The 24,804-nt window shown below is 41.7% G+C and carries 14 protein-coding genes, 8 tRNA genes, 3 rRNA genes and 1 other annotated feature; of the genes, 21 read left to right on the top strand and 4 right to left on the bottom strand.

Annotated features, from left to right (window positions below; all coding sequences use genetic code 11):
- Window positions 1-4: 4 nt before the first annotated feature.
- Window positions 5-1,486 (top strand): IMP dehydrogenase, encoded by a 1,482-nt coding sequence (guaB, locus tag IGK96_RS13485; RefSeq protein WP_438756276.1) that lies wholly within the window; start codon window positions 5-7, stop codon window positions 1,484-1,486.
- Window positions 1,487-1,697: 211 nt separating this feature from the next.
- On the opposite strand, the gene serS is transcribed toward guaB, so the two are convergent.
- The 3 genes from serS to IGK96_RS13470 form a co-directional block, all read right to left on the bottom strand.
- A complete protein-coding gene (serS, locus tag IGK96_RS13480; protein ID WP_002355965.1) occupies window positions 1,698-2,969 on the bottom strand; it encodes a serine--tRNA ligase in 1,272 nt (423 codons plus the stop codon).
- 87 nt (window positions 2,970-3,056) lie between these two features.
- Window positions 3,057-3,263 (bottom strand) — a binding site (T-box leader).
- Window positions 3,264-3,303: 40 nt separating this feature from the next.
- The gene (locus IGK96_RS13475; protein ID WP_002363566.1) at window positions 3,304-4,485 is read right to left on the bottom strand and encodes a sensor histidine kinase; all 1,182 of its coding nucleotides are present in this window, start codon (window positions 4,483-4,485) and stop codon (window positions 3,304-3,306) included.
- The gene (locus tag IGK96_RS13470) at window positions 4,475-5,164 is read right to left on the bottom strand and encodes a response regulator transcription factor (RefSeq protein WP_002355963.1); all 690 of its coding nucleotides are present in this window, start codon (window positions 5,162-5,164) and stop codon (window positions 4,475-4,477) included. The genes IGK96_RS13475 and IGK96_RS13470 overlap by 11 nt, the downstream gene beginning before the upstream one ends.
- Before the next feature lie 666 nt (window positions 5,165-5,830).
- Here IGK96_RS13470 and IGK96_RS13465 point away from each other — a divergent pair.
- From IGK96_RS13465 to IGK96_RS13415, 11 genes are all read left to right on the top strand, one after another.
- Window positions 5,831-7,391: ribosomal RNA gene (locus IGK96_RS13465) — 16S ribosomal RNA — on the top strand.
- A 226-nt stretch (window positions 7,392-7,617) separates the two neighbouring features.
- Window positions 7,618-10,530 (top strand): 23S ribosomal RNA (locus IGK96_RS13460).
- Between the two features lie 96 nt (window positions 10,531-10,626).
- A 5S ribosomal RNA gene (gene rrf / locus IGK96_RS13455) occupies window positions 10,627-10,742 on the top strand.
- The 16S, 23S and 5S rRNA genes sit together here with 8 tRNA genes alongside, the layout of an rRNA operon.
- Before the next feature lie 14 nt (window positions 10,743-10,756).
- A tRNA-Val gene (locus tag IGK96_RS13450) sits at window positions 10,757-10,829 on the top strand.
- 6 nt (window positions 10,830-10,835) lie between these two features.
- Window positions 10,836-10,908 (top strand) — tRNA-Lys (locus IGK96_RS13445).
- Window positions 10,909-10,924: 16 nt separating this feature from the next.
- Window positions 10,925-11,006, top strand: a tRNA-Leu gene (locus IGK96_RS13440).
- Between the two features lie 6 nt (window positions 11,007-11,012).
- A tRNA-Thr gene (locus IGK96_RS13435) sits at window positions 11,013-11,088 on the top strand.
- A gap of 4 nt (window positions 11,089-11,092) precedes the next feature.
- Window positions 11,093-11,164, top strand: a tRNA-Gly gene (locus IGK96_RS13430).
- Window positions 11,165-11,179: 15 nt separating this feature from the next.
- Window positions 11,180-11,265: transfer RNA gene (locus tag IGK96_RS13425), tRNA-Leu, on the top strand.
- Between the two features lie 14 nt (window positions 11,266-11,279).
- A tRNA-Arg gene (locus IGK96_RS13420) sits at window positions 11,280-11,353 on the top strand.
- Between the two features lie 89 nt (window positions 11,354-11,442).
- Window positions 11,443-11,516 (top strand) — tRNA-Pro (locus IGK96_RS13415).
- 41 nt (window positions 11,517-11,557) lie between these two features.
- On the opposite strand, the gene IGK96_RS13410 is transcribed toward IGK96_RS13415, so the two are convergent.
- Entirely contained in the window at window positions 11,558-12,415 is an 858-nt protein-coding gene (locus IGK96_RS13410) for a MurR/RpiR family transcriptional regulator (RefSeq protein WP_002354705.1), read from the bottom strand.
- Window positions 12,416-12,560: 145 nt separating this feature from the next.
- Here IGK96_RS13410 and IGK96_RS13405 point away from each other — a divergent pair, with 145 nt between their 5' ends.
- The 9 genes from IGK96_RS13405 (at window position 12,561) to IGK96_RS13365 (ending at window position 24,786) form a co-directional block, all read left to right on the top strand.
- Window positions 12,561-13,868, top strand: a complete 1,308-nt coding sequence (locus tag IGK96_RS13405; protein ID WP_010825591.1) for a PTS sugar transporter subunit IIC — start codon at window positions 12,561-12,563, stop codon at window positions 13,866-13,868.
- A complete protein-coding gene (locus IGK96_RS13400; RefSeq protein WP_025188756.1) occupies window positions 13,846-15,075 on the top strand; it encodes an aminotransferase class I/II-fold pyridoxal phosphate-dependent enzyme in 1,230 nt (409 codons plus the stop codon). The genes IGK96_RS13405 and IGK96_RS13400 overlap by 23 nt, the downstream gene beginning before the upstream one ends.
- Window positions 15,076-15,278: 203 nt before the next feature.
- Window positions 15,279-15,746, top strand: a complete 468-nt coding sequence (locus IGK96_RS13395) for a CtsR family transcriptional regulator (protein ID WP_002354715.1) — start codon at window positions 15,279-15,281, stop codon at window positions 15,744-15,746.
- Window positions 15,747-15,748: 2 nt separating this feature from the next.
- On the top strand, window positions 15,749-18,244 hold the full coding sequence (locus tag IGK96_RS13390; protein WP_002378875.1) for an ATP-dependent Clp protease ATP-binding subunit: 2,496 nt from the start codon (window positions 15,749-15,751) through the stop codon (window positions 18,242-18,244).
- Between the two features lie 133 nt (window positions 18,245-18,377).
- Window positions 18,378-19,412, top strand: coding sequence for an FUSC family protein (locus IGK96_RS13385; RefSeq protein WP_002354721.1), 1,035 nt, complete (start codon window positions 18,378-18,380; stop codon window positions 19,410-19,412).
- A 180-nt stretch (window positions 19,413-19,592) separates the two neighbouring features.
- Window positions 19,593-20,513, top strand: a complete 921-nt coding sequence (locus tag IGK96_RS13380) for a peptidase U32 family protein (protein WP_002354722.1) — start codon at window positions 19,593-19,595, stop codon at window positions 20,511-20,513.
- 27 nt (window positions 20,514-20,540) lie between these two features.
- Entirely contained in the window at window positions 20,541-21,788 is a 1,248-nt protein-coding gene (locus IGK96_RS13375; RefSeq protein WP_085443255.1) for a peptidase U32 family protein, read from the top strand.
- Between the two features lie 23 nt (window positions 21,789-21,811).
- Window positions 21,812-23,374, top strand: a complete 1,563-nt coding sequence (locus IGK96_RS13370; RefSeq protein WP_016617993.1) for a PucR family transcriptional regulator — start codon at window positions 21,812-21,814, stop codon at window positions 23,372-23,374.
- Between the two features lie 137 nt (window positions 23,375-23,511).
- Window positions 23,512-24,786 carry a cytosine permease gene (locus IGK96_RS13365; RefSeq protein WP_002358943.1) on the top strand — a complete coding sequence of 425 codons (1,275 nt, stop codon included), beginning with the start codon at window positions 23,512-23,514 and terminating at the stop codon, window positions 24,784-24,786.
- Window positions 24,787-24,804 lie beyond the last annotated feature (18 nt).

Below are 24,804 nucleotides of genomic sequence, written 5' to 3'. Positions count from 1 at the left end.
AAAAATGTCAAATTGGGAAACAAAATTTGCGAAAAAAGGTCTTACATTTGATGATGTGCTATTAATCCCTGCAGAAAGCCATGTCTTACCAAATGATGTAGACATGAGTGTACAATTAGCTAAAAATATCAAGTTAAATATTCCATTGATGAGTGCCAGTATGGATACTGTTACAGATAGTAATATGGCAATTGCGATGGCTCGTCAAGGTGGACTAGGTGTCGTACATAAAAATATGACTGTCGCCCAACAAGCAGACGAAGTACGTAAAGTCAAACGTTCTGAAAGCGGCGTTATCATTGATCCATTCTTTCTAACACCAACAAACTTAGTAGCGGATGCAGAAGAATTAATGAGTCGTTACCGTATTAGCGGTGTGCCAATTGTAGAAACAATGGAAAACCGTAAATTAGTCGGAATTATTACAAACCGTGATATGCGTTTTGTAACCGACTACCAAATCAAAATCGAAGAAGTCATGACAAAAGATCATTTAGTCACTGCGCCAGTAGGCACATCTTTAAAAGATGCAGAAAAAATCTTACAAAAACATAAAATCGAAAAATTACCAATCGTTGATGAAGCAGGTCGCTTAAGTGGCTTAATTACAATTAAAGACATTGAAAAAGTGATTGAATTCCCAAATGCTGCCAAAGACGAACATGGTCGTTTACTTGTAGCGGCAGCAGTCGGTGTCACTAGTGATACGTTCGAACGTGCGGAAGCATTATTAGAAGCAGGTGCCGATGCGATTGTTATCGATACTGCACATGGCCATAGTGCCGGCGTTATTCGCAAAATTAAAGAAATTCGTGAAACGTTCCCTGAAGCAACATTAATTGCTGGTAATGTTGCCACTGCTGAAGCAACCAAAGCATTGTATAATGTCGGCGTTGACGTTGTCAAAGTTGGTATTGGACCTGGTTCAATTTGTACAACACGTGTCGTTGCTGGTGTTGGTGTTCCTCAATTAACAGCAATTTATGATGCTGCTTCTGTAGCTAGAGAATATGGTAAAGCAATTATCGCCGATGGCGGTATTAAATATTCTGGTGATATCGTGAAAGCCTTAGCTGCTGGTGGCCATGCTGTAATGCTAGGAAGTATGTTAGCAGGTACAGATGAATCTCCAGGCGAATTTGAAATTTATCAAGGCCGTCGTTTCAAAACTTACCGTGGCATGGGCTCATTGGGCGCAATGGAAAAAGGATCAAGTGATCGTTACTTCCAAGGAAGTGTCAATGAAGCAAATAAATTAGTGCCAGAAGGAATCGAAGGACGTGTCGCTTACAAAGGAAGCGTTTCTGATATTGTCTTCCAATTAATCGGTGGCTTGAAATCAGGGATGGGTTACGTCGGTGCAGCAGACTTGAAAGCGTTGCGTGAAGAAGCACAATTTGTTCAAATGAGTGGTAACGGATTGAAAGAATCACATCCACATGACGTTCAAATCACAAAAGAAGCACCAAACTATTCTGTTCAATAAAATAAAAGCTGATTTTTTTGAAATTTAAAAGAGGCAGACATCATTTCGACGTCTGCCTCTTTTTCTGTAGAATGAAGGAGTTGCTTCTGTTTCCGCCGTTTATCAATTTTTAAGCCTGTAACAAAAATCACTTTGGATTTTTGTTACAGGCTCCTTTTCCTATAGAATAAAAGCCGTTATCTGATATCAGACAACGACCTTCATCTTCCCTTTATTTAATAACTGTTAGGTTACCCATGTAAGGAACTAGGACTTCTGGTACAGTCACAGAGCCATCTTCGTTTTGGTAGTTTTCTAAAATAGCAGCGACTGTCCGTCCTACGGCTAAACCAGAACCGTTGAGTGTATGCGCATATTGGACTTTATCATTTTCATCACGGTAACGAATCATCGCACGGCGCGCTTGGAAATCTTCACAGTTTGAGCATGAACTGATTTCACGGTACGTTTCTTGAGCAGGAATCCAAACTTCCAAGTCATAAGTTTTCGCAGCTGAGAAGCCCATGTCACCTGTTGAAAGAGCCATGACACGGTAAGGTAATCCCAGTTTTTGCAGAATTTCTTCGGCATTATTCGTCATTTTTTCTAATTCCTCATAAGAATGCTCTGCATCACTAAATTTAACCATTTCGACTTTATTAAATTGGTGTAAACGAATTAACCCACGTGTGTCACGACCAGCGCTACCAGCTTCAGAACGGAAAGAAGGGCTCAAGGCCGTAAAGTAAATCGGTAAATCCTTGCCATCTAGAATTTCATTGTTGTAGTAATTGGTTAAAGGGACTTCCGCAGTTGGAATTAACGTTAAATCCGTATCTTGTAATTGGAAGACATCTTCTTTAAACTTAGGAAATTGGCCAGTTCCGAACATGGCGGTGTCATTAACGATATAAGGCGTAATCATTTCTGTATAGCCATGTTCATAAACATGTAAATCTAACATGAAGTTGTATAACGCACGTTCTAAGCGAGCACCTAAGCCTTTGTAATAAACAAAACGGCTACCAGCTACTTTGGCACCACGTTCAAAATCTAGAATGCCTAAGTTTTCAGCGACTTCCCAGTGTGGTTTTGGTTCAAAAGCAAAAGTTCTTGGTTCACTCCAACGACGTACTTCTACATTTTCTTCTTCACCAGCACCAACAGGCACAGAATCATCTGGCAAGTTCGGTAAAGTAGTTGTGATCCCACGTAGCTCTTCGTCAATAGCATTAATTTCTGCATCTAACGCTTTAATGTTGCCGCCGACTTCTTTCATTTCCGCGATTTTGGCCGTTGCATCTTCTTTGTTTCGTTTTAATTGAGCAATTTCAGCAGACACATCATTCCGGTATTTTTTCATTTCTTCGACTTTGACTAATAAATCACGGCGACTTTCATCTAAACGCAGAAATTCCACTAAGATTTCTTCTTTCACGCCACGGGTTTGTAGCTTTGCTTTTACTTCGTCAAAATTTTGACGCATCATTTTTACATCTAACATATTTTTTCCTCCTTAAAATTAGTACATAATCAATAATAACTGTTGTAGAAAACAACAAAAAAGCCATCTCACCCCAAAAATAAATATTCTTGGGACGAAATGACTGGAAATCTCGCGGTACCACCCAAGTTCAGTAATGTTACTGCCCTTGATTTGCAGATAACGGCTGCAGACCGTTCCAACTTATTTCGCTGGACACCTGGAAGAGACGGACTTCTTTATAGATGAATGTTTGCTCGCACCCCCGCAAACTCTCTGGAATTCAGTGCCATAAATACTTTTTCTCTTAGTTTTCTCTTTTCTATAGAATACCGAAAAAGTTCAGGGATGTCAATTAACTCTCTGATTTCTTGTTGGTACGCTGTAAGGGTAGATGAATAATAAAGGAAGTCCACTTTTGATCAGACTTCGCATAAATATATCCACCATGTAAAGCAACAATACTTTGTGCAATAGCCAGACCTAAACCAGTACCCCCCGTTTCTTGTGATCGGGATTCTTCGACACGATAGAAGCGATCAAATAACTGATCTAAAGAATGTTTAGGAATAGCTGGTCCATCATTGCGAACAGCGATAATTGCTTCGGTGCCGACTTTGTCTACTTCCATCACAATATGATGGCCACCTTTGCCATATTTCAAAGCGTTTGAAAGAAGGTTGTTAAAGACTCGGACTAGTTTTTCCGTATCGCCTTCCATCATTAAAGAAGCTGGATTGGCTTTTACTTGGATTTGCATATTAATCTTTTTCGCTTCCAATTCAAAATCGGCAGCAAGCTGTTCAATTAATTGTGCCATATCAAAAGTCGTCGTATGAATCGGTACACTTGGTTGACGGACTTTTGTATATTCAAAAAGATCATCAACTAATAATTTCATTTGTTTCGCTTTGACGTAAGCGGTATGCGTATATTTCAGTAAATCTTCTTGGCTATGAAATTGACGATCTTCAATCAATCCCAGATAACCAATAATAGAAGTTAACGGTGTTCGAATATCATGACTGACATTCGTAATTAATTCATCTTTTGATTTTTCAATTCGCCGTTCATCTTCAATGGCTGCGACAGTACTATCCACTAGACCGTTAATACTCGTCACGACTTTTGCTAAATCACCACTTAATTCAAACGGAATGCGGTGATTGTAATTACCATCAGCGATGTAATGTAACTCACTGATAATATGACGCAATTGCATTTGATGGTAGCGACGAATTAAGCGCCAATAGAGAACAGCTGCATCTACTAAAAAGAAAATGGGTAAGACAAATTTATTCCAGCTCCAAAACAAATCAGTATTTAATTCTTTAGCGACCGCATCCTTAGTGGCCCAGATGACACCAGCTAAGGGCGAGTTTTCACTAAGTAGTTGTCCTAAGAGGAACATAATTGAGACATTTAATAGTAGTAATAAAACAATTGTCACAATTGCTTCTGCTAATAACTCGCTGATTTCTTTAGAAGTTAAGGTAATTCGTTTTTGTTTTTCAATCTTTTTAGGTTTAACGAGCATCGATCTTATATCCAACTCCCCACACTGTTTGAATGACTTTTTCTCCACCAGTTGCTTCTTCAATCTTATCTCTTAAATGACTGACGTGAACCATCACGGTTTTAGCAGAAACAATACTTTCTTGTTGCCACACACGCTCAAAAATTTCATCCGCACTAAACACACGATTTGGATGACTAGCTAATAGATAGAGGATACCAAACTCAAGAGCGGTTAATTGAATTTCTTTTCCTTCTATTGTTTTGACTTCGTGAGAGTCCTTATTAATCATTAATGGGCCGACTTCTAATTCATCGGGTTCTTCTTTGGTTAATTGCATTTGGCTTCTACGTAAAATAGACTTCACCCGAGCCATTACTTCTAAAGGATTAAAAGGCTTGGTGACATAATCGTCTGCACCAGCAACTAAGCCTTTGATTTTATCCATATCGGTTGTTTTTGCTGTTAACATAATAATTGGAATTTGCGATTCTTTTCGAAGTTCTTTCACTACTTCCATTCCATCCATGATTGGCATCATAATGTCCAAGATTAATAAATCGATATCTGGTGTTGTGTGCAATTTGGATAATGCTTCTTTTCCATCATAAGCTTTCACGACTTCGTATCCTTCATTATGAATATAAATACTCAATAGTTCTACAATTTCTTTATCATCATCTGCAACTAAAATTTTCATAAGCGTTCATTTCCTCCATATATAAAAAAATCTCTTTTCCATATTTTAACAAATAATTGCTAAAAAGGACAAAATCCTTGATATATTACGATAAATTTAGAAGATTTTGCTAAAAGTTAATAAACTATAGCCAAAAAAGGATGAAAGGGGGTAAAAAGCGAACGAAAATACCTATACCAATCATAATAATCGGTATTGAAAAAAAGTTTAAAAAAAGTGAAAATAATGATTGACCAATGCTTGAAATCTTGGTATATTATTACATGTCGCAAGGCGAGTCACACAGCTGAGCGATTCAGAAATCAATAATTAAATAACAATTCTTGATTTCAAATCTCTCGAAAAAAGTTTGAAAAAACAACAAAAAAGTTGTTGACAAATAACAAGCGAGATGATAAGATATAGAAGTTGTCACAACAGACGACAACAACCGAGCGAAACAACTTAAAAAACTTTTTCAAAAAAGTTCTTGACATTCAAACGAAAGTTTGTTATGATGTAAAAGTTGCTGCGAGGTAACGTAGACCTTTGAAAACTGAACAAAGAATAGACGAACCAAATGTGTAGGGCGTCTTGATTCAATTCAAGACAACAAACATTTTTAACAAGCAAGCAATATGCTAGCAAACAAATTGAGCTTAACAATCGCAAGATTGTTCTAACTTTTATTATGAGAGTTTGATCCTGGCTCAGGACGAACGCTGGCGGCGTGCCTAATACATGCAAGTCGAACGCTTCTTTCCTCCCGAGTGCTTGCACTCAATTGGAAAGAGGAGTGGCGGACGGGTGAGTAACACGTGGGTAACCTACCCATCAGAGGGGGATAACACTTGGAAACAGGTGCTAATACCGCATAACAGTTTATGCCGCATGGCATAAGAGTGAAAGGCGCTTTCGGGTGTCGCTGATGGATGGACCCGCGGTGCATTAGCTAGTTGGTGAGGTAACGGCTCACCAAGGCCACGATGCATAGCCGACCTGAGAGGGTGATCGGCCACACTGGGACTGAGACACGGCCCAGACTCCTACGGGAGGCAGCAGTAGGGAATCTTCGGCAATGGACGAAAGTCTGACCGAGCAACGCCGCGTGAGTGAAGAAGGTTTTCGGATCGTAAAACTCTGTTGTTAGAGAAGAACAAGGACGTTAGTAACTGAACGTCCCCTGACGGTATCTAACCAGAAAGCCACGGCTAACTACGTGCCAGCAGCCGCGGTAATACGTAGGTGGCAAGCGTTGTCCGGATTTATTGGGCGTAAAGCGAGCGCAGGCGGTTTCTTAAGTCTGATGTGAAAGCCCCCGGCTCAACCGGGGAGGGTCATTGGAAACTGGGAGACTTGAGTGCAGAAGAGGAGAGTGGAATTCCATGTGTAGCGGTGAAATGCGTAGATATATGGAGGAACACCAGTGGCGAAGGCGGCTCTCTGGTCTGTAACTGACGCTGAGGCTCGAAAGCGTGGGGAGCAAACAGGATTAGATACCCTGGTAGTCCACGCCGTAAACGATGAGTGCTAAGTGTTGGAGGGTTTCCGCCCTTCAGTGCTGCAGCAAACGCATTAAGCACTCCGCCTGGGGAGTACGACCGCAAGGTTGAAACTCAAAGGAATTGACGGGGGCCCGCACAAGCGGTGGAGCATGTGGTTTAATTCGAAGCAACGCGAAGAACCTTACCAGGTCTTGACATCCTTTGACCACTCTAGAGATAGAGCTTTCCCTTCGGGGACAAAGTGACAGGTGGTGCATGGTTGTCGTCAGCTCGTGTCGTGAGATGTTGGGTTAAGTCCCGCAACGAGCGCAACCCTTATTGTTAGTTGCCATCATTTAGTTGGGCACTCTAGCGAGACTGCCGGTGACAAACCGGAGGAAGGTGGGGATGACGTCAAATCATCATGCCCCTTATGACCTGGGCTACACACGTGCTACAATGGGAAGTACAACGAGTCGCTAGACCGCGAGGTCATGCAAATCTCTTAAAGCTTCTCTCAGTTCGGATTGCAGGCTGCAACTCGCCTGCATGAAGCCGGAATCGCTAGTAATCGCGGATCAGCACGCCGCGGTGAATACGTTCCCGGGCCTTGTACACACCGCCCGTCACACCACGAGAGTTTGTAACACCCGAAGTCGGTGAGGTAACCTTTTTGGAGCCAGCCGCCTAAGGTGGGATAGATGATTGGGGTGAAGTCGTAACAAGGTAGCCGTATCGGAAGGTGCGGCTGGATCACCTCCTTTCTAAGGAATATTACGGAAATACACATTTCGTCTTTACTTTGTTCAGTTTTGAGAGGTCTACTCTCAAAACATTCGTTCATTGAAAACTGGATATTGAAGTAAAAAGAATCAAAACAAACCGAGAACACCGCGTTGAATGAGTTTTTTAATAAGTTCAATTGCTTATTTATTGATTAACCTTCTATCGCTAGAAGAAGTGATCAAGACCCAACCGTAAGGTTGATAAGGTTAAGTGAATAAGGGCGCACGGTGGATGCCTTGGCACTAGGAGCCGATGAAGGACGGGACTAACACCGATATGCTTTGGGGAGCTGTAAGTAAGCTATGATCCAGAGATTTCCGAATGGGGGAACCCAATATCTTTTATAGGATATTACTTTTCAGTGAATACATAGCTGATTAGAGGTAGACGCAGAGAACTGAAACATCTTAGTACCTGCAGGAAGAGAAAGAAAATTCGATTCCCTGAGTAGCGGCGAGCGAAACGGGAAGAGCCCAAACCAACAAGCTTGCTTGTTGGGGTTGTAGGACTCCAATATGGTAGTCTGTTAGTATAGTTGAAGGATTTGGAAAATTCCGCTAAAGAGGGTGAAAGCCCCGTAGACGAAATGCTAACAACGCCTAGGAGGATCCTGAGTACGGCGGAACACGAGAAATTCCGTCGGAATCCGCGGGGACCATCCCGCAAGGCTAAATACTCCCTAGTGACCGATAGTGAACCAGTACCGTGAGGGAAAGGTGAAAAGCACCCCGGAAGGGGAGTGAAATAGATCCTGAAACCGTGTGCCTACAACAAGTCAAAGCTCGTTAATGAGTGATGGCGTGCCTTTTGTAGAATGAACCGGCGAGTTACGATTGCATGCGAGGTTAAGTTGAAGAGACGGAGCCGCAGCGAAAGCGAGTCTGAATAGGGCGAATGAGTATGTAGTCGTAGACCCGAAACCATGTGATCTACCCATGTCCAGGTTGAAGGTGCGGTAAAACGCACTGGAGGACCGAACCCACGTACGTTGAAAAGTGCGGGGATGAGGTGTGGGTAGCGGAGAAATTCCAAACGAACTTGGAGATAGCTGGTTCTCTCCGAAATAGCTTTAGGGCTAGCCTCGGAATTGAGAATGATGGAGGTAGAGCACTGTTTGGACTAGGGGCCCATCTCGGGTTACCGAATTCAGATAAACTCCGAATGCCATTCATTTATATCCGGGAGTCAGACTGCGAGTGATAAGATCCGTAGTCGAAAGGGAAACAGCCCAGACCACCAGCTAAGGTCCCAAAATATATGTTAAGTGGAAAAGGATGTGGGGTTGCACAGACAACTAGGATGTTGGCTTAGAAGCAGCCACCATTTAAAGAGTGCGTAATAGCTCACTAGTCGAGTGACCCTGCGCCGAAAATGTACCGGGGCTAAACATATTACCGAAGCTGTGGACTACACCATTAGGTGTAGTGGTAGGAGAGCGTTCTAAGGGCGTTGAAGGTCGATCGTGAGGACGGCTGGAGCGCTTAGAAGTGAGAATGCCGGTATGAGTAGCGAAAGACAGGTGAGAATCCTGTCCACCGTATGACTAAGGTTTCCTGGGGAAGGCTCGTCCGCCCAGGGTTAGTCGGGACCTAAGCCGAGGCCGATAGGCGTAGGCGATGGACAACAGGTTGATATTCCTGTACCAGTTGTTTTTGTTTGAGCAATGGAGGGACGCAGTAGGCTAAGGAATGCATGCGATTGGAAGTGCATGTCCAAGCAATGAGTCTTGAGTAGAGTTAAATGCTTTACTCTCTAAGGACAAGTTGTGACGGGGAGCGAAATAATAGTAGCGAAGTTCCTGATGTCACACTGCCAAGAAAAGCTTCTAGTGAGAAAACAACTGCCCGTACCGTAAACCGACACAGGTAGTCGAGGAGAGTATCCTAAGGTGAGCGAGCGAACTCTCGTTAAGGAACTCGGCAAAATGACCCCGTAACTTCGGGAGAAGGGGTGCTGACGACCGTCAGCCGCAGTGAATAGGCCCAAGCGACTGTTTATCAAAAACACAGGTCTCTGCAAAATCGTAAGATGAAGTATAGGGGCTGACGCCTGCCCGGTGCTGGAAGGTTAAGAGGATGGGTTAGCTTCGGCGAAGCTCAGAATTGAAGCCCCAGTAAACGGCGGCCGTAACTATAACGGTCCTAAGGTAGCGAAATTCCTTGTCGGGTAAGTTCCGACCCGCACGAAAGGCGTAACGATTTGGGCACTGTCTCAACGAGAGACTCGGTGAAATTTTAGTACCTGTGAAGATGCAGGTTACCCGCGACAGGACGGAAAGACCCCATGGAGCTTTACTGTAGTTTGATATTGAGTGTTTGTACCACATGTACAGGATAGGTAGGAGCCGATGAGACCGGAACGCTAGTTTCGGAGGAGGCGCTGGTGGGATACTACCCTTGTGTTATGAACCCTCTAACCCGCACCACTAATCGTGGTGGGAGACAGTGTCAGATGGGCAGTTTGACTGGGGCGGTCGCCTCCTAAAAGGTAACGGAGGCGCCCAAAGGTTCCCTCAGAATGGTTGGAAATCATTCGAAGAGTGTAAAGGCAGAAGGGAGCTTGACTGCGAGACCTACAAGTCGAGCAGGGACGAAAGTCGGGCTTAGTGATCCGGTGGTTCCGCATGGAAGGGCCATCGCTCAACGGATAAAAGCTACCCTGGGGATAACAGGCTTATCTCCCCCAAGAGTCCACATCGACGGGGAGGTTTGGCACCTCGATGTCGGCTCGTCGCATCCTGGGGCTGTAGTCGGTCCCAAGGGTTGGGCTGTTCGCCCATTAAAGCGGCACGCGAGCTGGGTTCAGAACGTCGTGAGACAGTTCGGTCCCTATCCGTCGCGGGCGTTGGAAATTTGAGAGGAGCTGTCCTTAGTACGAGAGGACCGGGATGGACTTACCGCTGGTGTACCAGTTGTTCTGCCAAGGGCATTGCTGGGTAGCTATGTAGGGAAGGGATAAACGCTGAAAGCATCTAAGTGTGAAGCCCACCTCAAGATGAGATTTCCCATTTCTTTAAGAAAGTAAGACCCCTGAGAGATGATCAGGTAGATAGGTTGGAAGTGGAAGGCTAGTGATAGTTGGAGCGGACCAATACTAATCGGTCGAGGACTTAACCAAAGAATGGATAAGTAAAAGCAACTTGGTTATTTTGATTCAAACTTCAATCCAGTTTTGAGTGAATGAAGATTCAACTCAATAAGAAACAACACCCAGTGTGGTGGCGATAGCGAGAAGGATACACCTGTTCCCATGCCGAACACAGAAGTTAAGCTTCTTAGCGCCGATTGTAGTGAAGGGTTTCCCTTTGTGAGAGTAGGACGTCGCCACGCGAATTGTTGTTTTTGGAGGTTTAGCTCAGCTGGGAGAGCACCTGCCTTACAAGCAGGGGGTCAGCGGTTCGATCCCGTTAACCTCCATTTTTTGAGCCGTTAGCTCAGTTGGTAGAGCATCTGACTTTTAATCAGAGGGTCACAGGTTCGAGCCCTGTACGGCTCATATTCATATTTCATTTGCGGGTGTGGCGGAATTGGCAGACGCACTAGATTTAGGATCTAGCGCCGCAAGGCGTGGGGGTTCAAGTCCCTTCACCCGCATATTTAGCCGGCTTAGCTCAGTTGGTAGAGCATCTGATTTGTAATCAGAGGGTCGAGGGTTCAAGTCCTTTAGCCGGCACCATTTTGCGGAAATAGCTCAGTGGTAGAGCACCACCTTGCCAAGGTGGGGGTCGCGGGTTCGAACCCCGTTTTCCGCTTAGCCAATTCATTACGCCGGGGTGGCGGAACTGGCAGACGCACAGGACTTAAAATCCTGCGGTGAGTGATCACCGTACCGGTTCGATTCCGGTCCTCGGCATTGTTTTATATTTAGCACCCATAGCTCAACTGGATAGAGTGTTTGACTACGAATCAAAAGGTTAGGGGTTCGACTCCCTTTGGGTGCATAGTTGAGTGATTGACTAAGTTTTAAAAAGGTGCACGTGAGTTTCTTTTTAATTCGATAGTCTTTTTTTATTACTTTAACTTCATAGCCCGGGAAGTAGCTCAGCTTGGTAGAGCACTTGGTTTGGGACCAAGGGGTCGCAGGTTCGAATCCTGTCTTCCCGATTGTGAAAAACAGTACTGATGATCAGTACTGTTTTTTTTGTTTAAAATTTAAGTATCGAAGTAGGTGTATTTTTTTGTGATGTGTAATTCTTATCGAAATTGCGACTAAAAATACAGGAATAAAGGACATTGAGAATATATTCGATGGCTAGTTGAGAGGAAAAGGTCGAGACTTTGAAATCTGCATGTTCAACGTTAGGAATGGGTAAAATCACTGTGGCGTATTTAGCTAATTGGCTGTTCAAGTCTGAAGTAATGGCAATAATCGGAGTGCCTCCTTCTGCAAAAATCCGTGCTTCATTTACGATTTCTGCAGTGTTACCACTGTAAGAGACGAGGATGGCTACGTCATTTTTGGTGGCATTGATGGCTAAATAAAATTGTTCAGCTTGATAAGGGATTAAATGGATAAATAGCTGAATGCGTAATAACTTTGTTTGAAAATCCGTTAAGCGAATGTAGGAGTTACTGACACCCACTGCTAAAATATTTTCAGCGGTTAAAAGTAAATCAATGCTTTTATTTAACATGGCCTCGGTTAATAACTGTTGGGTGGATTGAACAGTTTCAGTCGTTAACTGCGCAATTTTCTTGGCAATTAGTAAATCAGAATCTTGCGCTAAAAAAGGCATATTCGCATCAACATTCCGGATTGCTTGGTAGTGAATTTCTAAGTCGCGGGACAAGCGGATTTTAAATTCTTTGAAACCGCTAGTTTCTGTTTTTTTACACAAACGAACAATCGTGGAAGTTGAAGAGTTGGTGGCTTCTGCTAGTTCATAAATCGACATATGCAGGACTCGTTCAGTATGAGATAAAATAAAATCAATAATTAGCCCTTCGTTATATGTATAGCGTTCTTTTTGTTCTAAACATTCGATTAGGTTCAATGGGTTCACCTCTCTGTGGTACTTTGTTTCGCTTTCAGTATACCTTAAGCGTATGAATTATGAAACATAGTTACAGAATCAGTTAGTCGTATTTACATCAGAAAGCGGTTTCTTTATGATGAGGATATCACAAAGGATTAAGGAGAGAAGTGAAATGGATAAGTTAACAAACTGGGTGGAGCAAGCCGTAGTGCCTAAAGTTTCAAGGATTACAAGTTTACGTTATTTTCAAGCCTTAAGAAATGGTTTTTTTGCAATTATGCCGTTAACAATTATTGGGTCGATTTTTATGTTGATTACAGATTTTCCAGTAGCAGGGTATGGCGATTTTATGGCTGGAATTTTCGGTGCAGGTTGGGCGGATATGATTTCACCAGCTTATCGAGCAACTTTCAACATGATGGGAATTATTTTTGCCGGGACGATGTCCTATAAATTGGCGGAAAGTTACGAAATGGATCGTTTAACTTCATTAATTTTAGGAATTGTTGCTTACGTAGTCGTTTTACCGAAAACGGTGACCACTGAATCAGGCGAAGTTGTGACGAAAGTTTTATCGTTTGATTGGTTAGGAACGCAAGGGGTGATTACGGCCATTATTATGTCAATTCTTTCGGTTGAGTTGACTCGTTTCTGTATTAAGAAAAAATTAGTCATCAAAATGCCTGACAGCGTGCCTGCTATGGTAAGCCAAGCTTTTAGTGCATTGATTCCTGGGATTTTTGTGGTAGCGGTGGCTTTATTGATTAATGGGATTGGGCTTTCGTTTGCGGATTCCTTCCCGCAATTAATTTATGCGGTGATTCAAGCGCCACTGCAAGGTTTAATCGGAACCCCTTTTGCAATTATTATTGTGGCTGGCTTAAATGGACTGTTCTGGTGGTTTGGGATTCATCCAACTGTCATCAATTCCATGCTATATCCTATTTTATATGCGAATGCAGACAAAAACCAAAGCTTAGCGGAATTAGGGCAATTAACTGCTCAAAATGGCAACTTTGGCACGGTCCAAATGCTCGATCAATTTGCCACAATTGGAGGCGCTGGTTGTACGATTGGCTTGGCTATTGCAATGGCCATCGTCGGACATTCGTCTAGAATGAAAGCTATGTCGAAAATTTCGTTTGTTCCAGCATTTTTCAATATTAATGAACCCTTGATTTTTGGACTCCCAGTTATTTTTAACCCTTTATTATTGATTCCGATTGCGGTCGCGCCGATTGTATCTGTCTTGATTGCCTTTCTGTCAATGAAAATTGGGTTCATGCCAATGTTTACAAACATTCAAGCACCATGGGCTACGCCCTTTCTGTTTTCGGGCTTTTTAGTGGGGAAATGGCAAGGTGCAGTGACGCAAGTTTTAGCTGTTGCGGCTAGTGTCGTTATTTATTATCCATTTGTAAAAGCCTTAGATCGACAATATCAAAAAGAAGAAGCCCATGAAGTACCAGAAACATTGTAGAGAAAGAGGAGTGAAGGAAATGCATGTTGAGAATGATGAAAATATTTGCTGTGAAGTGGAAAAAGGAATGGAAAAAATGTATCATCCGATGGTGCCCGAGTTGGTTCAAACCTCTTCCTTTTATTTTCCAACTTACGAAGAATTTATGGCAGCGAGTATAGATGAAAAAAATAATTATGTTTACACACGTGGCACCAACCCCACAACAGAAATTTTAGAGAAAAAAATTGCTCGTTTGGAACGTGGAGAAAAATGTAAAGTTTTTGCCTCAGGAATGGGCGCTATTTCGGCAACGCTGTTTACGTTGCTCCAACAAGGTGATCATGTTTTAATGGTCAATACAATTTATGGAGAATCTGTTTCGTTTGTGCAATATTTAGAGAAATTTGGCGTATCCTTGACCCGAGTAGACGTTGCAGAAACAGAAGAACTTTTTCAATTTGTTCAGGAAAACACCAAAGTCATTTACTTTGAAAGTCCGTCCTCACAAAAGTTTGAACTGCTAGATTTAGAAAAAATAACTGCGTTAGCACAAAAAATCGGCGCATACACTGTCATTGATAATACGTGGGCGTCACCGTTATTTCAGCATCCTTTATGCCATAATGTGGACCTGGTGATTCATTCTTGTTCCAAATATATTGGTGGTCATTCGGATATTGTAGCAGGGGCTGTCATTGGCAAAGCAGCGCTTGTAGATCAAATTTTTGAACATGGTCATCAAGCATTAGGCGCAGTCAATAGTCCCTTCAATTCTTGGTTAGCGTTACGAGGTATTCGTACCATGCCCGTTCGGTTGGCGCATCAGTCTCAAGCCATCCAAACGGTGCTGTCGGCTTTGCAAAAGGATCCGCGAATCAGTCGCTTATATCATCCTTTTGTAGGAAATCAACAACAACAAGCGTTAGCAGAAAAATATTTAACAGGTTATGGCTCATTGTTTGCGATTGATTTAAAAGATACCGATTTTGAACGTTTGAAAACATTTGTGAACGCATTGACGCTGGTCACAATTGGGGTCAGTTGGGGTGGCTTTGAAAGTTTGGCTTTGCCTGTATTCAAAGGTAATAACTTGGCAGCTGTTCAGAAAAGAGGCTTGTCGCCAGCGCACATTCGCATGTACGTTGGTTTGGAAGAGCCAACATCTATTATCGAAGATATTCAACAAGCCTTGGATCAAGCCTACGGCGAAGAAACGCTTTTGTGAGACATTAAGGCGGAGCCATTGTCTGCCTGTAATTCAATAACATATTTTCATTTTTAGGAGGGGAACTTAAGTCAGTTTGACTGAGGTTACTCCTCCTGTTTTGCATTTTTTTATTAAAGTCAAAGCGTTCCTCTTTATTTAATAGGCAAAGTTCGATATAATAATGGTCAATATTAGTCAAGAGAGAAGAAGGATGGAAGACTATGAGTAATCAAAATACGTCAGATTTAATCGAGGCTTATTTAAAAAAGATTTTAGAAGAAAGTAATAAAATTGAAATCCGTCGGGCGGAAATGGCTAATTTATTTAATTGCGTTCCTTCACAAATTAACTATGTAATTAATACACGTTTTACCATCCAACGAGGCTACGCAGTTGAAAGTAAACGTGGTGGAGGCGGCTATATTCGCATTGTCAAAGTACAAATTTCAGATAACGATCAATTACTAAAACAAATGGATCAATTGATTGGCGCAACCTTAACAGAAAAAGATGCGCTAACATTTATTCAAACATTGTATGAAGAAGAAGTGATTACGAAAAAGGAAGGCAATTTAATGCTAGCTGCTTTAAGTAAAAGTACATTAAATGGTCTGGGGAATCACGAAGATTTTCTAAGAGCTCAAATAATGCGTTCATTTTTAGAGCGTTTGAGCTATGAGGAGGAATAACTATGGATGAACTATTTACAGAAAGTGCGAAAGCCGTACTGGCGATTGCCCAAGAAGAAGCGAAGTATTTTCGTCACCAATCCGTCGGTTCTGAGCATTTATTATTAGCACTCGTTTTAGAACCGAATGGGATTGCCGGAAAAACATTACGACAATTGAATACTGACACAGAAGACATCCGTGAAGAAATTGAGCATTTAAGTGGCTATGGCACCATGCAAAGTCCAATGGGGAATAACAACTTATACTTACCTTATTCACCAAGAGCCAAACAAATCTTTGCCTATGCTGGAGATGAAGCGAAGCGCTTAGGGGCTCAAAAGATTGGTACTGAGCATTTATTATTAGGCTTGTTAAGAGACGAAGAAATTTTAGCGTCTAGAATTTTAGTGAATTTAGGATTAAGCTTATCCAAAATGCGTCAATTATTATTGAAAAAAATGGGCGTTTCCGAACCCAATGGCGCACAACGTCGTCGGAATGGTCAAAATAAAAATGCGCCACAAGGGACGCCAACATTGGATTCTTTAGCAAGAGATTTAACCAAGTTAGCACGAGAACAAAGCTTGGATCCAGTAGTTGGTCGCGGGACCGAAGTCCGTCGTTTGATCCAAATTTTGAGTCGCCGTACCAAAAACAATCCTGTCTTAGTCGGTGAACCAGGTGTTGGGAAAACAGCGATAGCAGAAGGGTTAGCCCAGAAAATTGTCAACCGGGAAGTCCCTGAAGATATGCAAGGCAAACGTTTAATGATGCTAGACATGGGTGCCTTGGTTGCTGGAACCAAATATCGAGGTGAGTTCGAAGATCGCTTGAAAAAAGTTGTCGATGAAATCTATCAAGATGGACAAGTCATTTTATTTATCGACGAATTGCATACCTTGATCGGTGCTGGCGGTGCAGAAGGGGCGATTGATGCTTCAAATATTTTAAAACCTGCTTTAGCACGTGGCGAGTTGCAAACAATTGGTGCGACAACTCTGGATGAATACCAAAAATATATTGAAAAAGATGCCGCTTTGGAACGTCGTTTTGCCCGTATTCAAGTAGCAGAACCAACGCCAGAAGAAGCAGAAGAAATTCTAAAAGGCTTGCGTTCACGCTATGAAAAACATCATGGCGTAGAAATTACAGATGAAGCTCTACATGCAGCGGTTCAATTATCGATTCGCTATTTAAATGACCGCCAATTACCAGATAAAGCAATTGATTTAATGGACGAATCTGCAGCAAAAGTTCGTTTAGATAAGGCAGATCAACCTTCAGAAATTAATGAATTGCGTACCGAAATTTCTCAATTAATTACGGAAAAAGAAGAGGCCATTCAAAACCAATCATTTGAAAGTGCTGCTCGGATTCGTCAAAAAGAAAAACAAGTGATGGAAAAACTAGAAGAATTGATTGCAGTGAAAGAAAAAAGTCTGTCTGGTTACAGTACACAAGTAACAGAAGAAGACGTGGCTGGGGTTGTTTCACAATGGACAGGCGTTCCTTTGCAGCAGCTAGAGAAGAAAGAAAGCGAACGATTGATGGAATTAGAAACCATTTTACATCAACGGGTCGTTGGCCAAAATGAAGCAGTTGAAGCTGTTTCACGCGCTATCCGTCGTGCGCGTAGTGGCTTGAAAGACCCAGCAAGACCGATTGGTTCCTTCATGTTCTTAGGACCAACAGGGGTTGGGAAAACAGAACTTGCCAAAGCCTTAGCCGAAGCGATGTTTGGCAGCGAAGAAGCGTTGATTCGCGTGGACATGTCTGAGTTTATGGAAAAATACAGTACTAGCCGTTTAATCGGTTCTCCTCCAGGTTATGTCGGCTACGAAGAAGGCGGCCAACTAACTGAAAAAATTCGTCAACGTCCTTATTCCGTTATTTTGCTAGATGAAGTAGAAAAAGCCCATCCAGATGTCTTTAATATTTTATTACAAGTCTTAGATGATGGCCATTTAACGGATGCCAAAGGACGAAAAGTCGATTTCCGTAACACGATTTTAATCATGACCTCCAATTTAGGGGCAACAGCGATTCGTGAAGAAAAACATGTCGGCTTCAATGTGAAAGACATTTCTAAAAATCATGAATTAATGCAAAAACGAATCATGGAAGAATTGAAAAAAGCCTTCCGTCCAGAATTCTTAAACCGAATTGATGAAACGGTTGTATTCCATTCCTTGAAACAAGAGGAAATTCATGAAATCGTAAAAATTATGAGTCAATCTGTCGTGAAACGGATGGCCGAACAAGAGGTTAAAGTGAAAATCACACCAGCTGCAATTGAAGTTATTGGTAAAGTCGGGTTTGATCCAGAATATGGCGCACGTCCAATTCGTCGGGCCTTGCAAAAAGAAGTGGAAGATCGTTTAAGTGAAGCCCTTCTTTCTGGTCAAATTCAGTTAGGGGATAAAGTAACTTTAGGCGCTAGCAAAGGCAAAATCACGTTAAATGTGCGGGCACCAAAAGCACCAAAGACAGAAGCGAAAGAATTACAAACTGTATAGATGAGATGCGAAGTCTGGTACAAAAACCATTTAGGGTTTTTATGCCAGGCTTTTCTATTTTCCAGTGGCGATTTCTTTTTGAGAATTGCCAGATTGATTTTTCTGTGCTACGTTAATAAGGAGGGGTGATGGAATGGAACAATCTTTTTTTCGAGAATTACTACATTATCAGCGTCCAAAGGATAATCCTTTTCGACTAGTGTTTGCTGGCTTGGTTATGTTCAGCATTCTTTTTTTGGGCTATATCAATCATCAATTATTGATTTCAAGCTTTGGCTCGTTAGGTATTTTTACTTTTTTATATTATCAGCCGTTACCATTAAAACAGTTAATGACTCGTTTATCTGTGGTCGGTAGTTACCTTTTTTTAGGAAATTTGTTAGGCATGTTATCGACCCATATTGCATGGCTCATTCCCATTGTTGTTGCACTGGTCGGTTTTGGTGGCCGCTTTTTCTTTGAAGTCTACGATATTTCAAAACCAGGGGCCTTCTTTGGTGTGATGGTGACAGCGATGGGTGCCAGTACGAGTATTCCGTTAGCAAAAATTCCGTTCATGAGTGGCTGTATGTTATTAGGCATTGGCTTTTCCATTTTGTTTGCACTAGTGTTGCATTTTACAGAGAAGGAAATCAGTGCCCCGCTAGCTAAGCGATCATTACGGGAACGAATTTATCGGCATCCAGAAGCGCCATTAGATAGCATATATTATAGCTTTGTCTTATTTTTTGCTGTATATATCAGCGAAAGTTTACATTTACAGAATCCGTATTGGTTAGTCGTTTCCTGTGCATCCATTTTACAAGGAGACAATTTACGTGCGATTAAGCAGCGAAATATTCAGCGAATTTTTGGCACAACGATTGGATTGGTTATTTCCGCTTTTCTGCTTAATTTAGCTTTGACAACTTTTGAATCGATTGTCGTGATTACAATCTTATTTGTGACCGTTGAGTATTTTATTCGTCGTAATTATGGATTGGCGCAATTTTTCACAACGCCTATGGCTCTGATGCTTTCATTGCTCGTTCGTCAGCAGTACGTGATAACGTTGATTCAATTCCGCTTTTTGGGGATTGTTTTAGGCAGCTTGTTAGGCTTAGCGGCAGCGTGGCTATTCACCGTTGTAGTAACGTTTTATGAACGAAAATACCACTTGAACGAGTGACCAAAGAACAGATGACCAGTAATTAAAAAAAGAGCATTTGGTAGGTAAGCGGTTGGCGCTTTTCTACCAAAATTTTTTTCGGAAACATTGTGAAAAATGTACGTTTAATACAGATAGGCTCTTTTAAAGTTTGTGAACGTATGATACTATTAAACGGTCATAAAGAAGGAGGCTATATTTATGATTGAACTGATTGCAACTGCAGAATCTGTTGAGCAGGCTGTAGAATTACTCGCAACAGGTGTGGATACATTATATATTGGAGAAGAAACATTCGGGTTGCGTTTGCCCGTATCTTTTACACGAGATGAACAACGCGAGATTGTGAAACGTGCACATGAAATGGGCAAACAAGTGCTAGTTGCAGTAAATGGCATTATGCACCCTGAAAAAATGAAATTAGTCCCAGAGTATCTGACATTTTTAAAAGAAATCAACGTCGATAAAATTACTTTGGGTGATCCAGGGATTGTGTTTATTATGCAACGAGATGGATTAGAAATTCCTTACGTTTATGATGGCGAAACCTTAGTAACGAGCTCACGTCAAATCAATTTTTGGAGTAAACGAGGAGCCATCGGAGCTGTCCTAGCTCGGGAAGTACCTTTTGAAGAAATGGTCGCAATGGAAGAAAACTTAGCAGTTCCAGCTGAAATTCTTGTCTATGGGGCGACCTGTATTCATCAATCGAAACGCCCATTAATTCAAAATTACTACAATTACACAAAGAACGACAAAGGGGTTACGAAAGACGAAGGGCTGTTTATTTCTGAACCCAAAAAACCAGAAACCCACTATTCCATTTATGAAGATAGTCATGGTACGCATATTTTTGCCAATAACGATGTGAACTTGATGAATGAGTTAACAAACTTGTATGACCATCACTATCGTACATGGAAGCTCGATGGCCTTTACACGCCAGGTGAAAATTTTGTCGCGATTGCTCGCTTATTTGCTGAAGCGAAAGCAGCACTTGAAGCGGGAACTTGGTCAGAAGATCAAGCAGCTCATGCAACAGCTGAAATTGAAAAATTACATCCAACAGGTCGTGGCTTAGACAATGGTTTCTTTGATTTAAGTGCCGATGCAATAAAATAAATTGATTCATTTAAGGGGAAGAAGAACATGAAAGTAATGACAGAACGAACATTGAAGCGTCCCGAGGTGTTGGCTCCAGCCGGGACGCTAGAAAAACTAAAAGTCGCAATTCGTTACGGTGCCGATGCCGTTTATATCGGAGGGAATGCCTACGGTCTGCGTAGCCGCGCAGGAAATTTCACGCCAGAAGAAATGGCGGAAGGCGTAGCCTTTGCCCGCGAACATAATGCGAAAGTTTATGTCGCTGCCAATATGATCACTCATGAAGGAAACCAGGAAGGGGCAGGAGCGTTTTTCAGAGAATTGCGAGACATCGGAATTTCAGCTGTGATTGTTTCCGATCCAGCTTTAATCGAAATTTGTGCGACAGAAGCACCAGGTTTACCTATCCATTTATCGACACAAGCTTCAGCAACTAATTATGAAACATTAGAATTTTGGAAAAATGAAGGCTTAGAACGTGTGGTTTTAGCGCGCGAAGTTTCAATGGAGGAAGTTGCAGCGATTCGTGAAAATACGGACATTGAAATTGAAGCCTTTATTCATGGAGCAATGTGTATTTCTTATTCAGGTCGTTGTACTTTATCCAACCATATGTCGATGCGGGATGCCAATCGTGGCGGTTGCTCTCAATCTTGTCGTTGGAAATACGAGTTATTTGATATGCCTTTTGGGACAGAACGTCGGAGCAAAACCAGTGAAGGGGAAGTTGAAGAAGAGTTTTCAATGAGCGCCGTAGATATGTCTATGATTGAACATATTCCAGAATTAATTGAAAATGGTGTCGATAGTTTTAAAATTGAAGGCCGCATGAAATCCATTCACTATGTTTCGACAGTCGCTAATGTGTATAAAAAAGCCGTCGATTCTTACATGGAAGATCCTGAAAACTATGTCTGCCAACAAGAGTGGATTGATGAATTATGGAAAGTAGCACAACGTGAATTAGCAACTGGTTTTTATTACAATACACCAAGTGAAAATGAACAATTATTCGGCGAACGTCGTAAAATTCCACAATATAAATTTGTTGGCGAAGTGATTGCGTACAACGAAAAGACGCAAGTCGCGACAATTCGTCAACGGAACCTTTTCAGTGTCGGCGATGAAATTGAATTTTATGGTCCCGGGTTTACCCATTTCCACCAAACCGTTAAAGAGATGTATAATGAAGACGGTGAAGCGATCGATCGGGCACCTAATCCCATGATGTTATTAACAATGGAAGTGACGCAACCTGTTGCAGTCGGCGATATGATTCGTAAGAAAAAATAAACCAGCCAAAAGGAGGAGTAATTATGAGTGTCCGCGTGAATGATTTATTAAAATTACCGTCTTTGCGAGAAGCAACGGTACTTTCTGGTAAAAACCAATTGGACACATCTGTTGCTTCTCTTTCTTTTTTAGAAGTCTCTGATATGTCTTTGTTTTCGGAAAAACTTCACAAAACAAATGAATACCATGCTGGCGAAATTTTGATTGGTTCATTTTGTGCCATTCGTCATGATGTGGTGAAGCAATGTGAAACGATTCGGCATCTCCATGAATTAGGCGAAGTAGGCCTAATCTTGTACTACGTTGGGATTATCGTACCGAAAGTTGCAGAGGAAGTGATTCAATTAGCGGATTCTTTAGGTTTTATTTTAATCCAAATGCCTAAAAATGATCCCACATTACGCTACAACGAAGTCATTTATGAAGTCATGAAATTGTTAGTCAATAAAAATAAAATGGCTTCTTTTGCAACGGACCTCTTGGAAAAAGTTTCCCTTTTGCCTGAACAAAACCGCAGTGTGGAAATGACCTTGAAAATCCTATCCGATTTTTTAAAAGTCAACATTGCGTTAACCACCTATACCAATGAAATCATCAGCACCATCAATTGGCCGCGAAGCACGAAATTACCCTTAACCAAGTTACTTTATCAATCACAAGAGAAAGTAGCGCTAGGAGAAACGACCTACTTCATTACCTCGCAAAAACTTCCTCAGAAAGATGGACAAACATTGAAGCTTTACTTCATTCGAGAAGAAGAGCAGTTAACCTCTTTTGAGATGAATCAAGCGGTGGAAGTCGTTCAGATGGCTCTGAATTTATGGGGGAAAAACTATGACGAAGTCAGTGAGTATGCCTTAGTCCAAGCAATCATTAACGATGAAAGTGATAAGATGTACCAATTAGCCAAAAAATTAATGATTGATATTTCTTCTGTCGAAACGATGTGGCTTTTGCCTATTTGGCAACAAGGACAAGAAATCCACGCTATTCAGCAAGATTTGAAAGATTTCCTACGTTACTATTACCAAACAACGATTGTCCAGCAAACAGAAAATTACCTGATTGTTCTCTTAGGTAATTATTTACACAAACAGCCTGAAGCCACGATTAGTAAAGAATACTTGCAAGCCACAGACTATCAGGACTATTTAGGTGAAATCATCCTTTGTCCGAAAGTTCGTAACACGACTGAAGTGCGTGTCAGCTACCAAACTGCTAATCAAGTCGCGCCGTTTTTAAAGCGTGTCTATCCACAAAGAAAAGTGTTATCAATCGCAGAAATTCGTACAGTTCAACAAATGATGACGTATCTCCAAGCAGGAGAAGAAGCAATCCAACAACGCTTAGCAGTTATCCAACCTCTCTTAAAAGAATCAGAACAGTTAATGACATTAGGGACGTTTTTACTAGATGCAAGTAGTGATTTTAAAGAATGCGGAGAACGCCTATTTGTTCATAAAAATACGGTCAAATATCGTATCAGTAAAATTAATGAAGCGCTCGGCTATGATATGACCAACGCCGCCGAAGCCTATGAAGTCTATTTGGCGATGATCTTATATCGCTTGGTCACGAATGAATGAATGAAAAAAGCAGACAATCGGCAGTAGCCGATTGTCTGCTTTTTTATTTTAAGCCAAAACTTCCTTGATATTTTTTTCAATTTGAAAAAGACCTATGACTGATTTTTCGTTATAATTGAAAAAATAATTAAGGAGGAATGAGAATGAAATTAAAAAACGAGCAACAACAATCGTGGCTTAGCTTAGCATTTGTTTGGGCGGGCGCAATGATTAGCGTGCCAGGATTAATTATTGGAGGAACGTTAGTTGCAGGCATGCCTTTATGGGAAGCTTTGTTAACAGGATTTATTGGTTACGGTATTATTGTTATTTTAATGATTTTACAAGGAATTCAAAGTTCCGACTTACAAGAACCTTCTGTCAAAGTCGCTTCTCAAGTGTTTGGCATTCAAGGTTCGCAAAAGATTATTTCCATTATTCTAGCGATTGCTTGCTTAGGTTGGTTTGGTTTGCAAGCCAATGTCAGCGGCGGCGCTTTCACGAACTTTTTAAAAATTTACGGCATTGATTTACCTGTGTCGCTTTCTTCCTTAATCTGGGGAGTTATCATGCTTATTTCGGCTCTTTATGGCATAAAAATATTGAAAATTCTGAATTATTTTGCGGTTCCTGTGTTAGTTCTGGTTTGTCTTTATGGCTTGGTGGCTTCGTTAAGAAACAACGGTTGGGAAGCTGTTAGTCAATATACACCTCAAACAGCAGGAAGCTTTATGTCAGGTCTTTCAATGACTGTCGGTTCTTTTGCATTAGGCGCAGTAATTGCTGGAGATTACTCTCAGTATGTTTCTTCTCGTAAAGATGTGGTTAAAGCGGCCACCTTAGGGATTTTACCGACAGGCTTGTTGATGATTGGCGTTGGTGCGGTCTTGACCATTGCTTCGAACACCGCAGATATCACGGAAGTTTTTATGAATCTCGGTTTTCCAGTTTTAGGAATTATTGCGCTAATTTTAGCAACTTGGACCACGAATGCCGTGAATGCTTTTTCTGGCGGACTGGCCTTGATTAATGTCTTTGATATTCCAAAAGAAAAAGAAAAAGTCGCTGTCGGTGCGGCCGGCGCTATTGGAACCTTATTAGCAGTTGTGGGGATCTTAAATTACTTTACGCCGATTATGTCTGTCCTTTCTGCGATGGTGCCACCAGTGGCTGGTGTAATGATTGCTGCCTATTGGTTGATTAACAAAGGCGATCGAACCAAATGGCAGCCAACGCCTGGCGTGAATAAATTAGGTGTTTTTTCATGGCTAATTGGTGCTGCAGTGGGGGGCATTCCGGTGATTATGAGTTTCTTTCCCAATGCCCCTCAATTGCCTAACCAACCGCTAATTGGCATTGTTTTATCGTTTGTTATTTATTATTTCGGTGCAAAACGTCAACAGACGAACACCGAATCATTAGAAATGGAATGAAGAAGAGGAGTGTCGGAG

Source organism: Enterococcus sp. DIV0682 (assembly GCF_051712685.1).
Classification (GTDB): domain Bacteria; phylum Bacillota; class Bacilli; order Lactobacillales; family Enterococcaceae; genus Enterococcus; species Enterococcus faecalis.
Note: the sequence above shows the minus strand (reverse complement) of the source record. Positions and strands in the feature narration are given on the sequence as shown.